At 42.4% G+C, this 12,968-nt stretch carries 18 protein-coding genes; 17 read left to right on the forward strand and 1 reads right to left on the reverse strand.

Annotated elements, in window-relative coordinates; translation table 11 throughout:
• Window positions 1–3: 3 nt before the first annotated feature.
• The 6 genes from EZE20_RS01800 (at window position 4) to EZE20_RS01825 (ending at window position 2,892) form a co-directional block, all read left to right on the forward strand.
• Window positions 4–579: a hypothetical protein gene (locus EZE20_RS01800; RefSeq protein WP_132113851.1), complete on the forward strand. Its 576-nt coding sequence runs from the start codon at window positions 4–6 to the stop codon at window positions 577–579.
• Window positions 580–592: 13 nt separating this feature from the next.
• Window positions 593–790 carry a hypothetical protein gene (locus tag EZE20_RS01805; RefSeq protein ID WP_132113853.1) on the forward strand — a complete coding sequence of 66 codons (198 nt, stop codon included), beginning with the start codon at window positions 593–595 and terminating at the stop codon, window positions 788–790.
• On the forward strand, window positions 771–1,163 hold the full coding sequence (locus EZE20_RS01810; protein ID WP_132113855.1) for a hypothetical protein: 393 nt from the start codon (window positions 771–773) through the stop codon (window positions 1,161–1,163). Before EZE20_RS01805 ends, EZE20_RS01810 begins: the two co-directional genes overlap by 20 nt.
• A gap of 245 nt (window positions 1,164–1,408) precedes the next feature.
• Window positions 1,409–1,636 carry a hypothetical protein gene (locus EZE20_RS01815; protein ID WP_132113857.1) on the forward strand — a complete coding sequence of 76 codons (228 nt, stop codon included), beginning with the start codon at window positions 1,409–1,411 and terminating at the stop codon, window positions 1,634–1,636.
• A complete protein-coding gene (locus tag EZE20_RS01820) occupies window positions 1,608–2,237 on the forward strand; it encodes a hypothetical protein (RefSeq protein ID WP_132113859.1) in 630 nt (209 codons plus the stop codon). The genes EZE20_RS01815 and EZE20_RS01820 overlap by 29 nt, the downstream gene beginning before the upstream one ends.
• Window positions 2,238–2,271: 34 nt before the next feature.
• Complete coding sequence (locus EZE20_RS01825; protein WP_132113861.1) at window positions 2,272–2,892, forward strand: ParB N-terminal domain-containing protein; 621 nt, start codon at window positions 2,272–2,274, stop codon at window positions 2,890–2,892.
• 4 nt (window positions 2,893–2,896) lie between these two features.
• On the opposite strand, the gene EZE20_RS01830 is transcribed toward EZE20_RS01825, so the two are convergent.
• A complete protein-coding gene (locus EZE20_RS01830; protein ID WP_132113863.1) occupies window positions 2,897–3,634 on the reverse strand; it encodes a DUF4145 domain-containing protein in 738 nt (245 codons plus the stop codon).
• A gap of 13 nt (window positions 3,635–3,647) precedes the next feature.
• Between EZE20_RS01830 and EZE20_RS01835 the strand changes: the two genes are divergently transcribed.
• From EZE20_RS01835 to EZE20_RS01875, 11 genes are all read left to right on the forward strand, one after another.
• Complete coding sequence (locus EZE20_RS01835; protein WP_132113865.1) at window positions 3,648–4,388, forward strand: GREB1-related protein; 741 nt, start codon at window positions 3,648–3,650, stop codon at window positions 4,386–4,388.
• Window positions 4,389–4,673: 285 nt separating this feature from the next.
• Complete coding sequence (locus EZE20_RS01840) at window positions 4,674–5,108, forward strand: JAB domain-containing protein (protein ID WP_132113867.1); 435 nt, start codon at window positions 4,674–4,676, stop codon at window positions 5,106–5,108.
• A gap of 181 nt (window positions 5,109–5,289) precedes the next feature.
• A complete protein-coding gene (locus EZE20_RS01845; RefSeq protein ID WP_132113869.1) occupies window positions 5,290–5,706 on the forward strand; it encodes a hypothetical protein in 417 nt (138 codons plus the stop codon).
• A 190-nt stretch (window positions 5,707–5,896) separates the two neighbouring features.
• Window positions 5,897–6,739 (forward strand): hypothetical protein, encoded by an 843-nt coding sequence (locus tag EZE20_RS01850; RefSeq protein ID WP_228713495.1) that lies wholly within the window; start codon window positions 5,897–5,899, stop codon window positions 6,737–6,739.
• Between the two features lie 56 nt (window positions 6,740–6,795).
• Window positions 6,796–7,596, forward strand: coding sequence for an N-6 DNA methylase (locus EZE20_RS01855; protein ID WP_132113871.1), 801 nt, complete (start codon window positions 6,796–6,798; stop codon window positions 7,594–7,596).
• A 143-nt stretch (window positions 7,597–7,739) separates the two neighbouring features.
• Window positions 7,740–7,916 (forward strand): hypothetical protein, encoded by a 177-nt coding sequence (locus EZE20_RS23910; RefSeq protein ID WP_165933383.1) that lies wholly within the window; start codon window positions 7,740–7,742, stop codon window positions 7,914–7,916.
• Entirely contained in the window at window positions 7,913–8,077 is a 165-nt protein-coding gene (locus tag EZE20_RS23915; RefSeq protein ID WP_165933384.1) for a hypothetical protein, read from the forward strand. The genes EZE20_RS23910 and EZE20_RS23915 overlap by 4 nt, the downstream gene beginning before the upstream one ends.
• Before the next feature lie 118 nt (window positions 8,078–8,195).
• Window positions 8,196–8,765 carry an AAA family ATPase gene (locus tag EZE20_RS01860; protein WP_132113873.1) on the forward strand — a complete coding sequence of 190 codons (570 nt, stop codon included), beginning with the start codon at window positions 8,196–8,198 and terminating at the stop codon, window positions 8,763–8,765.
• A gap of 127 nt (window positions 8,766–8,892) precedes the next feature.
• Window positions 8,893–10,602 (forward strand): hypothetical protein, encoded by a 1,710-nt coding sequence (locus EZE20_RS01865; RefSeq protein WP_132113875.1) that lies wholly within the window; start codon window positions 8,893–8,895, stop codon window positions 10,600–10,602.
• A 70-nt stretch (window positions 10,603–10,672) separates the two neighbouring features.
• Window positions 10,673–11,215, forward strand: coding sequence for a hypothetical protein (locus tag EZE20_RS01870; protein WP_132113877.1), 543 nt, complete (start codon window positions 10,673–10,675; stop codon window positions 11,213–11,215).
• On the forward strand, window positions 11,193–12,782 hold the full coding sequence (locus EZE20_RS01875) for a terminase large subunit domain-containing protein (RefSeq protein WP_132113879.1): 1,590 nt from the start codon (window positions 11,193–11,195) through the stop codon (window positions 12,780–12,782). Before EZE20_RS01870 ends, EZE20_RS01875 begins: the two co-directional genes overlap by 23 nt.
• Window positions 12,783–12,968: the final 186 nt, after the last annotated feature.

Consider the following 12,968-nt stretch of genomic DNA (forward strand, 5'->3'; position numbering starts at 1 on the left):
TGTATGGCTGGTAAATTCAAAAATCTAAGTTATATCGCTCGGGGCAACAGTAACCTGGGCGGGATTGCCCGTATGGTGGCCTTTGCCGAAAGTGATTTCGAGGGAGGTACCGGATGGCCCAAACGGGCAGATCTGGGCGAAACGGGCGAAGTGACCGTGGCTCCTCCTCTGAAAGATGCCGTAATTGGAGCTGAGCTCAGCTTTGATCATGGCAGCTGCCGGGTCAAAAGCAGCAAAAAAGGAGCCCTGGGCTATCAAAACCATGACCACGAAGTGGAAGCCAAGTTTGCCGGAGTATCCCCAGCGCAAATGCCGGCCGTGGAAGCGTTCTTTAACGAGGGCGGAGTGATTGTGGCCTACTACAAAAATGGCAACCGGCGGGTTTTTGGCGCAAGTTGGAACCCACTCGTAATAGAGGAATCGGACGATTCAGGAGCAAAAGGAGGAGATCCAAACGCCATTAGCTTCAAGGGTAAAGCTACGGATCTGGATTTCCACGCTCCGTTTTTGGCTAGTTCTGTGACCCTACCTACGGATGCTATGGCAGTGAAGGCAATGCCCTTTACGGTAGGTGCTTAATTGAGTAGCCACGATGCGAAAGAAAAAAGAATGGCGAGTACTGCCCTCATATGAGGGTAAAGTCTCGCTGGAACAACAAGGAACCGGCGTGGTACTCTCCAATGCCTTGTCTCAGGAGCAGCTGGCCGAACTGGCTAAGCTTCCCCTGGCGGCTGGATTTTTGGAGCGTATCACCGTAACCCCTACAAACGATGTCAAAGACGAAAATTAAATCTGCCCTTAGTTCTTTGGAAAAGGCAGCAGCTGATGCATTTAAGGTGCTGAACAATGTGGCCGAGCAAACCTATTCAGGTAGTCCGGCAGAAGCCAATCCTTTACGTTTCTCTTATGAGATTAGTCAACGGCTCAATAAAGAGCTGGAACAGATTGAAGCCAGGACAGCCTTTGATGGGATGAGTGAAGAAGAAATTGCGGAGAAAAAAGCAGCGGATCTGGCCGCTATTCGACAGGAGCAGGCGCAGGCCGCCGCCGAAAAGCTCAAATCACTCAAACCAAAAGCAGAAGAGCCGGAGCCGGAAAGTGAGGAAGATCCGGAGGATTCGGAAACAGAAACGGATGATCCTGGATCAGATCCGGAAGTCTAAAAAGGTAGCAGAGAAACGAATAGCCTAACCGCCCGGTTGGGCTATTTTTTTGTCCATTGGATGCGAAGGCCGATTGGCTATATTTGTGATGCTAAAAGTTAAGTCTTATTGGAATACAGGAGCGGGCGTGCTGGAATTAGGGCATGGCCGGTAAGCGTGCGGTTGAAAGTACCGCATGGCTCTTGTATTCCATTTTTTGGAGACTTGACTTTTAGCAGCGACTTACCGGCTTTTTTCTCTTCCCCATGCTGCCTGCTCCCAATGGTTTCCTGGATCTGCGTACGTACCTGCATCAGCGCAAAATAGATGCAGCCTGGATCAGAACCGTTCTGGATAAATACCTCAAAGAATATGCGAACCAACAGACCGATTGTGATCTGGATCTGGATCACCAGGTATGGGAATACCGCCGGGTGATTGTGGATTTCAAACAATTGATTGAAGATGACAACCAACCAGATCAGGCAGACTGAGGCAGCCATTAAACTCCTGGAATTGCAGGTTAAAGCCGGTCGGGCCAGAGTAGAGCAGCTGGAGCCGCTCCAAAAGCAGCTTTCTGAGCTGAAAAAAGCTGATAAGCAGCTAACTCCTCCACCCCCGCCCAAAGCAGCTACACCTACAAAAACAGCCAAAAAACCTAACGCCTACGCTGAAAAGCAGGCAGAGCTAAGCAAGCAAGCCAACGAGCTGCGAAAGGAGCAGGCCAAGTTGAGCAATCTGCTGCACAAGGTGCCTCCTCATCAGGACTGCCCGGAGCTGACCCAGCGGATTGTGGATCTGCAAGTTCAGATTGAAGACCTATGGGATGAAAAGAAGTTTATAGAACGCAATGGACTCGAACCAGCTGGAGAGTTTAGAGCGCTGCCCGAAAAGAAAGCCCGGCCCCTTGATGATGTACAACATAAGGCCGTACTGACCGTCGAGCTGCAACGACTCCGGGAAAAGCGCTCCAAGCTGACTCGAAAGCTCGAAAACCCGAAGGCAGCTGACAGCAAGAAAGCTGAATGGAGCACCGAGCTGGCCAAGATTTCCAGCCAAATTGAGCAGGCCACCGCTGAGCGATATGTGCTTTAATGAAGATTGAATATTTATTAATTACCTATTAGCCATGATTAACGAATTATTTAAAACCGAGCGGGTAGCCATCAGCTCGCTGGTACCCCACGTAAAAAATCCCCGAAAAATTAAGGCCTCCGAAAAGCAAAAGCTTTGGGAGAGAATCCAAAAGTATGGGATGATTGGTATCCCGGTAAGGGACGCAGATAACACGCTGCTGAGCGGTAATCAGCGATGTGAAATTTTGGCATCGCAAGGGCTGGGCGATTATATGATTGATGTTCGTTCTGCAGTCAGGAAGTTAACGGAGGAAGAGCTGCGCGAGGTGATGATGATTGAGAACAGCCATGCAGGAGAATTTGACATGGAAATCCTGAAGGCGGAGTTTGAGCAGTACGTGGATCTGGATAGTTTTGGTTTGAGCCTGGAAGAGCTGGCACAAGAACTGACCGAAGCTGGCTCCGAGCTGGCTCAGCCGGAAGCAGAGCTGCCGATTGTGGCGAAGTTTAGCGAAAAGTATGACTCCATCGTAATCATTTGCAAGAACGAAATCGATATGAATCATTTGTCGGAAAAGCTAGGCTTGGACCGTACACAATGCTACAAAAGCAGCAAGGTTGGAACTACGCACGTATTGGATGCAAAGCAGGTGATTGAAATACTGTCTAGATAAAAATTTATCTGGGATCCTTCATATCGTTGATATAATCCTTAATTGATTCAACACGCTCAATGGTTTGAATAGTAAGTAAAATAACTTTCTTCAAATCATTAATATCCTTACCAATCCATTTCTTAAGATAATGTACTTCGTCATTTCCCAACCAGGACGCTCTCTTAGAAATATTGAGGAGTTCCTCATCAAAAGATAAATAATTATTGATTACAGTTCCTAAAGCAGTGGAAGCAATCGTTTCTGCTTTTTCAGAATTTAAATGCATTGCATATTCTTTGACCAAGAATTCAATGGCTTTGCGATATCCCATACCAGCGATTTGACCAAGAGAGTTACTTTCTGCTGTAAAGGCCTCTTTGTAAATATCAATGAATGACTTATAAAATGGTCTTTTTTTAATCATTTTTTCATAATACTCAATTTCATCAGGATATTCTTCATATTCACTATAATAATATACCCCACTAGTACTATAAAAATATTTTACGGGTCCAATTTTTCCCGACGAAGAAATTTCGATTTTGTATTCTGCTAGAAAAGAAGCTTTGCAGTTTTTCTGAGTACAAATGACAAATAATACTAATGGATTTTCAGCATTCATTTCAAGTATGCTATTAGGGCATATGTATCCAAACAAGAATTTTGGAACCATATTCGTTTGGCAATGTGGACATTCCAGTGCGTCCTCAGTAAAATATACATTGTCCAAATTTGGCACTTTTGAATAATTTTCCATCATACTTCATTTATTTATGAAAGATATAAAGATAGTAATTCCCAGCCACAAGCGCTGGAATCGGGTAAGAACTACCAGCGCTGTGTATGGTGCTGCCTTGTGCGTTGAAGAAAGTCAAGCAGATATGTACCGGAAGTGCAATCCCGGCATTGAGATCATTACCCATCCGGATACTGTCATAGGGCTGACCCGCAAGCGGGAATGGATGATCAGGAATTTGGGGGATGTCTTTATGCTGGATGATGATATTGATCATTTGAGCCGTATCTACACTGAAAAAGGTGAAGACTCGGTGGTTGATCCGGACGTGGCGCATGATCTAATCCAGATGACCGCGCACGCAGCACGGCAGGCCGGAGCGTTTTTGTTTGGGTTTAGCTCTTCTCCCACACCAATTTCTTACAATAGTCTCAACCCTGTTCAACTCAGCGGGTACGTCACCGGCTGCGCCCACGGCGTATTAGCCGAATCGAAGCTCTGGTATAATGGCGATATTCATTGCAACGAGGATTACTGGATTTCTCTCTTAAATGCGCACCATCACCGGCTGATCTGGAAAGATACTCGCTTCTATTGGGCACAAAAAGATACCTTTACGAATCGCGGTGGGCTGGCTGAATTCCGGAATGTGGAAAATGAGGAGAAAGATTTCCTACTGCTTCGAAAGGTGTTCGGAAATGTGGTGGAGTTGCGTAAGTCTACGGGAAAGAGTAATTTAAGGCACCCGTTTCAGAAAAGTTTGAGATTGCCATATTGAAGAAATAAAGAAATTGTTTGTAAACCTGGTCTGATGTGATGTGATGCAGTCCCCAACTAAATGTTGGGGACTTTTTTATAGAACCCCACATTTCCCGCTACTTTCTTGTCTATACTACCTACCATGTAGCGCAATTCTCACGGGCGTTTTTCAACTAAAAAACTCATCAAAAAACTTCATTTTTCACCAAAAATAATGGGGCTGTGGTGTTGTATTTCCGTTCTGTCGGGAGATATTTATATCAGTTAAGCAATTCATTTTTAACTACTTAAATATCTAAGCCTTATGCAATTAATGGAAATTAAAGTCTCCTATCAAGCCCCGCCACCACAAGACCGGATTAAGGTGGAATGTAGTAAAGATGCGGCCAGATTCCTCAAATCTATCTGGTCAGATCAAATTGAATACCAGGAAGAAATGTACGTGGTTCTTCTTAATCGGGCAAATGAAATTATTGGGTACAAAAAACTATCGTCCGGCGGGATGTCAGGCTGTTTGATAGACATGAAGATTCTATTTGGTATTGCTGTGCAATGTGCCGCCTGTGGGATTATCCTGGCTCACAACCATCCGTCAGGGAATTTAGCGCCCAGTGAAGCGGATATCAGACTTACCAAACAGGTAAAGGAAGCATCAAAACTCTTGGATATCTGTCTACTGGATCACCAAATTATTACCGTGGGCGGGTACAACTCTATGGCTGATTGCGGCTACATCTAAAACTTACTTTTTCACTCATTTCAAGGCTCCATTTCAAGCGAAACGGAGCTTTTTTTATGCGTTTTTCTGGCTAAAAAAATCTTTAATTTTTTTCAAAAAAAATGGGACTGCGGTGTTGTTTATCCGTTTTGACGGGAGATATTTATATCAGTTAAGTAACTCACAATCAAACAAATAAACTATGAAAACCCTATCATTTGGAAGATTTGCCAGCCCCCGGGCCATTGAATTTATTAAGCAAATAAGAGCAGAAGTTTGCGCGCATGCAAAGGTTAATAACAACGACAAAACAGACAGTCGATCCTTGGTTTACCTGGGACGAAACAAGGTACTTGCCATGTATATGAGGGACTTTTCAATGTCTCGCGAATTCGGGCAGGAGCCTTTTCCCAGAGTGTATGCTACCGCGGCAATTGAACGAGCAGCTTTAAGAATACTTGAGAAGGAAGCCCCGGCCATTCCGGAGGAAGTTCGTAAGGAAATTGCAGCCAAATTTATGGATAAAAATTACCACGATTACACATGGTTCCGTACACGGTATGGGGAGTGCGTCTATTTCACGATAGAGATTTCTTTGAAGGCCATACTTGCCAAATGATTTACACTAATCAATCCTTTCATGGCTCCGTTTCAAGCGAAACGGAGCTTTTTTTATGCGTTTTTCAGGCCAAAAAAAACATTAATTTTTTTCAAAAAAAATGGGACTGCGGTGTTGTTTATCCGTTTTGACGGGAGATATTTATATCAGTTAAGTAACTCATAATCAAACATTTAAACAATCAAAAAACATGGAAAATGTACACGTAAGTGCCGCCGCAGTAGTAGTAAAATCAACCAACCGCAAGCGCCGGATCATTGAACCAACACCAACGAAAAAGAAGGTTGTAAAAACCAAGAAAGAAAAGAAGGTGGAAGAGAAACCAGTCGAAGTAAAGGAGGTTGTTCCAGTTGCAATTAAGACACCAGCTCGCAGAAATATGGATCGATTTCTGGAAGCCACTGGCAAAACCGAAAAAGACTATTTCAACTGGGCTACTGAGGTTGGACGCCGGATGCACATCAACAAACTGGATGCCCTGGTATGTGCCAAACTGGAACTTTATACTGTGGCTCACTTGGCGAACCGCGCCACTGAAATTCCGGAAGGTATGCCCGAAGCTGAAATGGATGAATACCTGGCCATTCACAGCGAAAATCCTTATGAGCTTGCAGGTCTTTGGCTAAGAGCAAAAGCCAACGCAGAAAATTGGGTAAGTAAGGAATCAGTCATGAATGAATGGTTAACAGGTATCCGTAAAGAAGACTTCGAGCGCTGGGGGGATAAAAACCACGTGGGAGACATCAGCAAAAAATGGTGGACTAAAGACGCTATTTCCTTAGATGTGAAATTGGAGGAAATCAACAGCATGAGCCTGCTAAACCAGCCGCTGGCCTTTGAAGATGCCATTGACTTCATCAAAGCCAACAAACCCGGATCATACATTAACCCCGCTCAGCTGCTGATCAAGCACATTGAGGAGCGCTTCAAAACCGTGACCACGTTCCGGATCAAGGACTACTACGTGGACCATTTGATGAAAATGTGCCACGTGGTACCGGCAAATGAAGAGCTAGTAGATCTGCCATTCTGACGACTGAGAGCCCCGAGAGATCGGGGCTTTTTTGTTTGACTTTAACCTTAGAAACTATGGGATATATGATGGACGCTCCCAGGAGCGTGGACCCGATGATAAAAATACTGCGGGATATGGGGCACTACCGATTCGACCCCGCTGAAGTGTTCAGAGACTGGATTGATTTTTCAGTTGGCTGCTTTTTGGTAGAAGGTGATCCTGCACTTGCTAAAAAACTACAAGAAAAGTACGGCAAAGAGTACTCAAAAATGAATGAGCTGATGTTGGCCTGGATGCAAATAATGGATAAGCAGATTTCGGATAGTTCGAAGAGCTGGTTTGACGCACTGGGGACGATTTATGAATACCTGGCTAGTCAAAAGCAGCGCAGTTGGATGGGGCAATTTTTTACACCTCCCGATCTTTGTGACCTGATGACTCAGTTGAGCGCTGATACGGATATTCAGCCGGTTGGAAAGCGGGTGAATGATCCTGCCTCCGGCAGTGGGCGACTTCTTCTTTCATTCAATGCCTACAATCCTGGGAACTTCCTTTTTGCAGAAGATCTGGACGCAGTTTGTGCTAAAATGTCAGCGCTAAACATGGCTATACATGGCTGCCAAGGGCAAGTGTGCTGCATGAACACCCTTACCATGGAGAATTGGCAATTTGGCTTCCAGATCAACTATTTCCACCGTTTGGGATGGCCTCCCATTCCTCACCTACAACCCATCACCAAAGAGCAAAGCGAAACTTTGCAATCCTGGGAAATCAAGAAGAAACAATTGCAGTCCCAGCCCGCTGCGCCTACACCCAAACCAGTTGCCAAGCCTATAAAAACAGAGGTTCAAGCGGGGCAACTGACCCTGTTTTGACACTAAATAGCCCTCCGAATTAGAGGGCTATTTTTTTCATAAAACGCTGAAAATAAACGGATTGACGCTTTTTTATTCCATTCTGTCGGGAGATATTTATATCAGTTAAGTAACTCATTATTAACCACTTAAACGCTAAGGAAATGCGGAAAATTAAAGAACAGTGGCGCGCGAGACTACGGATTATCATGCAAAAAGCCTGGGGACTCTTTCGCCACGGCATCGTGAGCTTTTCGCTCAGTCTGCGGCTGTCCTGGTCGATTGCCAAAGGCCAAACCAATGAATTTGATTTATTAAGAAAACTAACCAAAAGGAAATGAAAAAGAAGGATTTCAAAAAGCTGACACCTGTGGAGCAGGCAGCACTCCGGGAATTAATTGCGAATCAGCCAAATGCCTTGGGCGGTATACGAAGAGAGCAAAAGAAAGGATACAGCGATCTGCCGCTATTCTTCCGGGATGATCAGACCAAGTTGTTTTGAAACGGAGCAGCCCGACTAAAAGTCGGGCTCTCCAACGAGTTTAAGTTTGCACTTAAACATCTAAGCGCAGCAAAGTTAAAAAAGTAAATATTGAACACGAAATTTTTGGAATAGACGAATGGGAAAGTATGATATAACCACGCAAAATGGATACGATTTTTTTGAAGTCAGCTCGGCCATGCAGAAATGCATCCGCAGGGGTATGGAGGAAGAAGCTTTGTATTGGGCGGTCGAGCTGTATAACAGCGGCTACGGGGAGTATGTATGGAAAAGGCTGCGTATCATGAGCAGCGAAGATATTGGCCTGGCGAACCGCACCATCAGCTCGGAAATATGGGCGCTTTACAGCATGTATAAAGAACAGGCTAAGAAAAAGGAAGATAAGAACGAGCCGCAGCGGCTTTTCCTGACGCACGCCATTTTCATTTTAAGCCGATCGCGCAAGAGTCGGCTAATTGATTGGGCACTCCTGTGGGCCTGGCTAACTCACAAGTTCAGGAAATTACCAATCCCTGATTTTGCTTATGACAAGCATAATGAGCGAGGACGCCAATTGAAACGTGGATGGGGTCATTTCTTCCGGGAAGGCACCAAACTGGAAGATCCTGCGGATGTATGGAAGGAGGAAGACTACCGAAAGCGGGCGATGAAGGCAATTGATGATCCAGAAGGGATGGGGTTGTTTTGAAACAATAACTATGGTAGAAAAGCATTAGCTCAATTTACAGGAAAAATTTCTATCTTGACTGTAAATTGAGCTATGAGCAATACTTTCCTACATTTATAGTTTTATCCAACTTTAACCTAAACATTAAATGATCAAAATTCCGGTTACAATAAAGAAAAAACCATTAGGTAATTTTAGAGTCAATAGAGAAATTTATAGTCAACTAAAAAAGGGGCTCTTGGATTATGAAAATACTTCTAGTACAATAAGTATTCTTATCAGAAATAAAATTGAAAATTCATATGATATATCTAGGGCGATAAAGGAAACTTATTATAAAATTAAAGGGCACTATCCAAGTGTTGATAACTTTAAAATAAAAATTCACTTACAAGTTGCATCAAGCTTTGATATATTAAATATTGATAACGTATTTCCTCAAGAAGTGTTTTTTGATAAATGCACAGGTAAACAATTAAATGTTAAGACGGACTCTTTTACATATTTCTCTCAAGAATTAGAAAACCCAATTAATTTGCATTTATTTCAATGCAATATTGAGAATATTAATATTGAATCTAAACTCAATATATTAAATATAAATGATTTAAAGGATTGTAACAAATTCATATTTTTATCAAAAAATTCTACACCAATCAAAATGAAATTTTGTGTCATCAGTGGCAATTTTAATGAAATAGAAATCAACCAAATATTCTCTGAATCTATTTCATTAAAAATCAATAAAGACAATAATGATTTAAAAAAAGAATCAGTCTTAAAAATAGAAAAATCAAATTTAGAAAATCTAATCTTAGAAAGTGAGGTAAACTTATCTATTGAATTAAACAAAAATGACATTAAGAAAATAGACTTCTCATCGCTACATCAAGCTAAAGAAATTAATTTTAAAGAAAATAACATAAACACACTAAAAATAATAATACCAAAATTAGGGATAGACAAAGTTTCATTGGAAGAAAATATTGATTTAAAACATATTACTATTCGTGGATTAAAATCTGATAGAAAAGATTACAACTTAAATACTTTATCAATTAATAATTGCTCATTTTCAAGTGATTTCATTGGCAGTTTTTCAGATTTAAAAGTAAAAAGAATATCATTAAATCATTTGATAAATAGAGGAGAAATTAATTTTACTAATATTGAAATTGAAGAACTATTTGAAATTAAAAACTCAATTATAGGAAAATCAATATTCTTAAATTCAAACACAGGTAAAAAGTTAGAATTATTAGATTCAAATATTGAAGACATTAAGTTATTTTCAACCGATTTATCAGAAGATATTTCTTTTAATAAAAATGAAGACTTAAAAAAAATTAAAGATGGATATAGACAATTAAAAATTATATTTGACAAAAGCTCTAACAATGAAAAAGCAATATTCTTTAGGCATAAAGAGCTAAAAACTTATTACTTAACTTTAAGTTTTTTTAAAAGACGACAAGTATTGGAAAAAATAACTCTATTATTTAATAGATATTCAAATAAGCATACACTGAACTGGGGGTATCCAATTTTTTGGATATTTATTGTAGGAACGATTACCTTTTTTTCATTTCTATTCTCATTAAATGCTTTTGAGTTTTATGAGGGCAAGGTATTTATAGTTGATTCTAGAATATATTCCTCTTACTTTGACTGGTTTATACCTAGTTACCTCTATCCAACAAAGGCCAAGTTTAATCTTTTATTGGATTGTTTCAATTACAGTGATTTCTCAGCTTTACCTTTTGCAAGTAAAGCCATCACCATTATTAATGATACACTTCTTATGCCATATCTTATTTATCAATTCATAGCTGCTTTCAGGAGACACGGCTCTAAATGAGTTAATACCCGTCCAATTAAAAGAGTAAGTCACGCCGCAGATTGCAGCGTGACTTACTCTTTTTTATCGAATGGACAGACTAGAAATATCACCATCCAGCGAGCTTAAACCCGAAAAGGGCACCCACCGGATGGATAAATTCAAAGATCATCTAATTGCTAAAACTCCATTAGGCCCCAGAGATCAGGACTACTTTGAAAAAATGAAGAAAGCCTGGTCCTGGGCTACCAAGATGTTTTCACCGCAAAAGGTGGTGGAAATGCTGCATACTGAATACGGACACGAGAAAACTCACGCCTACCAGATCCTGCGGGATAGCTACGCCCTTTGGGGAGATGCGTATGAATTAGACAAACGAGGTGCGGCCAAGGTTCTGGTCGAGTCCGCCTACGTGGCTTTACAAATCGCTGTTCGGGAGAAAAATGGCGAGCTGATCCTGAAAGCCGTTAAGGAGCTGCGCGAATTACAGCAAATTGACAAGGTAGAATCTGCCATTCCACCCGAAGCAGCCATGCCTGCCGGTACGCGGGTTTATGTCTTTAATGCTCCAGTAAATGTTGGTGAGCAGCAGGCAGGAAAGGAGGTGGAAGATGGCTCATTCAGCTTCGAATAAAGAAATCCGTTTGCAGGTTAATCAGGCTCAGGGCCGTTTTCTTTATGCCCTGATGGAAAACACCGCTGACTTTGTGGGCAAAGATGGCAAAGCCTACCAAACCGGTTTTCGAGCTACTTTTAACGGCGGTCGCGGATCTGGGAAAACCAACACGCTCATGCGGCTGCTTTGCGAGGTAGCCTTTGCCCTTCCTCGCTCCAAAGTCGGCCTCGCTTCCATGACCTTCCGCCATGTACAGGACGTGGTGCTTTCCCAAAGCCGCAAGGTTTTTGAAGAATACGGACTCTTTGAATATGACCCTAAAGTCCGTCCCTGGGGACATTACACCATCAACCGCCGCCCGCCGGAAACCTGGTGGAATCCTTACGAAGGAATCAATACCTACGAAAACTGTATTTGCTTCAAAAATGGCTGTACCATAGTATTTCTTTCCGCAGACCGACCTGATACCGCGCGTGGTCTGAACCTGGACGTGTTGTTAATGGATGAGAGTTTTAAACTCAAAGAGGACTTTTACAATACGGTACTACGTAAAACGGTACGGGCTAACAAGTACCTCTATGCTGATCCACGCCCGCACCGCAAGGGTTTTAACCATCCCCTACACTGGCTAATTGCTGATTTTACGTCCGCAGCCTGGACGCCTGAACAACAATGGATTTACCGCACAGAAGAACTCATGAAAAAAGATCCCCAGCGGTATTACTTTCAGGAGGCTACTGCCTACGATAATCTTGACAATTTACCAGGTAATTTTATTGAGACTGAACGGGAAAGCTGTGCGGACGAGCTAACGTTTGAAGTAGAGATCCTAAACCGTCGTGTCGTACGGCTCAGTAATGCTTATTACGCTGCTCTGAGTACCAATCGACACACTTACAATCAAATGTATGACTACCAGTTTGATGATCAGAAGCGCCTGTACATTCATAAAAGGGTAGATTACGACCCTTCCAAGCCCCTTGAAATCAGCTGCGATTTTAACGCACGTTTCACTTGTATGCTCGTCGCTCAGGAGTTTCCTTCCGAACTACGATTCATCGACAACATCTTTGTTAAGCGCGCTGATACAACATTGGTAGAAGAACTGGCTAATCAATTCTGTCTTAAATACAGTGCCCACAAAAAAAAGGTCTTGTATCTGTATGGTGATAGTTCCGGTAAAAAGGGAGATCCTGGCCGCGTTACTACCCACTACCAACAACTCATAGCCGTACTACGTAAAAAAGGGTGGTCTGTCAAAGACTGTGTACAGAATTCCTATCCTCCTTACAAAATACGTTACCGGGTAGTGAATACTATCTTATCTGAATCAAGACCATCTATTCCTCGTATCCGTATCAACGAGTTAGAGTGCAAGTCACTACTCATAAGCCTCCAGCATGCACCAATCATTAGTGACAACTTCGAAAAGGACAAACGATCAGAATTGGACGAAAAACTTGATCAGCAATACGCAACACACTTGTCTGATGCTTTTGATTATATCGTCTTCAAGAAATTTGCTCGAATTGTCCCGTTAACTGGCTCAGGGCGAGGGCCGGTTCGTGTCTCGTCAGCAGCCTAGCATATATTCAAAAATCCGTTTTGGCAATTGCCAATCCGATATAGGGCGGGCAACCCCTTGATAGAGTAGCGGAATAAAAAGGTTGTTTTTCGGGCCTAACTCGCAGATTATCAAAGAAAAGACATTTTCAAACACCGGAATGATGTAAACCGGTAAAAAGCGTCCTACCCAAATCAAGTTAGAACC

Source organism: Arundinibacter roseus (assembly GCF_004348825.1).
Classification (GTDB): domain Bacteria; phylum Bacteroidota; class Bacteroidia; order Cytophagales; family Spirosomataceae; genus Arundinibacter; species Arundinibacter roseus.

Coding starts and splice junctions, on each gene's coding strand:
- EZE20_RS01810 (WP_132113855.1), top strand. CDS start 771: ATGTCAAAGACGAAAATTAAATCTGCCCTTAGTTCTTTGGAAAAGGCA.
- EZE20_RS01805 (WP_132113853.1), top strand. CDS start 593: ATGCGAAAGAAAAAAGAATGGCGAGTACTGCCCTCATATGAGGGTAAA.
- EZE20_RS23910 (WP_165933383.1), top strand. CDS start 7,740: ATGCGGAAAATTAAAGAACAGTGGCGCGCGAGACTACGGATTATCATG.
- EZE20_RS01815 (WP_132113857.1), top strand. CDS start 1,409: ATGCTGCCTGCTCCCAATGGTTTCCTGGATCTGCGTACGTACCTGCAT.
- EZE20_RS01870 (WP_132113877.1), top strand. CDS start 10,673: ATGGACAGACTAGAAATATCACCATCCAGCGAGCTTAAACCCGAAAAG.
- EZE20_RS01830 (WP_132113863.1), bottom strand. CDS start 3,634: ATGATGGAAAATTATTCAAAAGTGCCAAATTTGGACAATGTATATTTT.
- EZE20_RS01865 (WP_132113875.1), top strand. CDS start 8,893: ATGATCAAAATTCCGGTTACAATAAAGAAAAAACCATTAGGTAATTTT.
- EZE20_RS01835 (WP_132113865.1), top strand. CDS start 3,648: ATGAAAGATATAAAGATAGTAATTCCCAGCCACAAGCGCTGGAATCGG.
- EZE20_RS01800 (WP_132113851.1), top strand. CDS start 4: ATGGCTGGTAAATTCAAAAATCTAAGTTATATCGCTCGGGGCAACAGT.
- EZE20_RS01820 (WP_132113859.1), top strand. CDS start 1,608: ATGACAACCAACCAGATCAGGCAGACTGAGGCAGCCATTAAACTCCTG.
- EZE20_RS01840 (WP_132113867.1), top strand. CDS start 4,674: ATGCAATTAATGGAAATTAAAGTCTCCTATCAAGCCCCGCCACCACAA.
- EZE20_RS01875 (WP_132113879.1), top strand. CDS start 11,193: ATGGCTCATTCAGCTTCGAATAAAGAAATCCGTTTGCAGGTTAATCAG.
- EZE20_RS01855 (WP_132113871.1), top strand. CDS start 6,796: ATGGGATATATGATGGACGCTCCCAGGAGCGTGGACCCGATGATAAAA.
- EZE20_RS01825 (WP_132113861.1), top strand. CDS start 2,272: ATGATTAACGAATTATTTAAAACCGAGCGGGTAGCCATCAGCTCGCTG.
- EZE20_RS01850 (WP_228713495.1), top strand. CDS start 5,897: ATGGAAAATGTACACGTAAGTGCCGCCGCAGTAGTAGTAAAATCAACC.
- EZE20_RS01860 (WP_132113873.1), top strand. CDS start 8,196: ATGGGAAAGTATGATATAACCACGCAAAATGGATACGATTTTTTTGAA.
- EZE20_RS23915 (WP_165933384.1), top strand. CDS start 7,913: ATGAAAAAGAAGGATTTCAAAAAGCTGACACCTGTGGAGCAGGCAGCA.
- EZE20_RS01845 (WP_132113869.1), top strand. CDS start 5,290: ATGAAAACCCTATCATTTGGAAGATTTGCCAGCCCCCGGGCCATTGAA.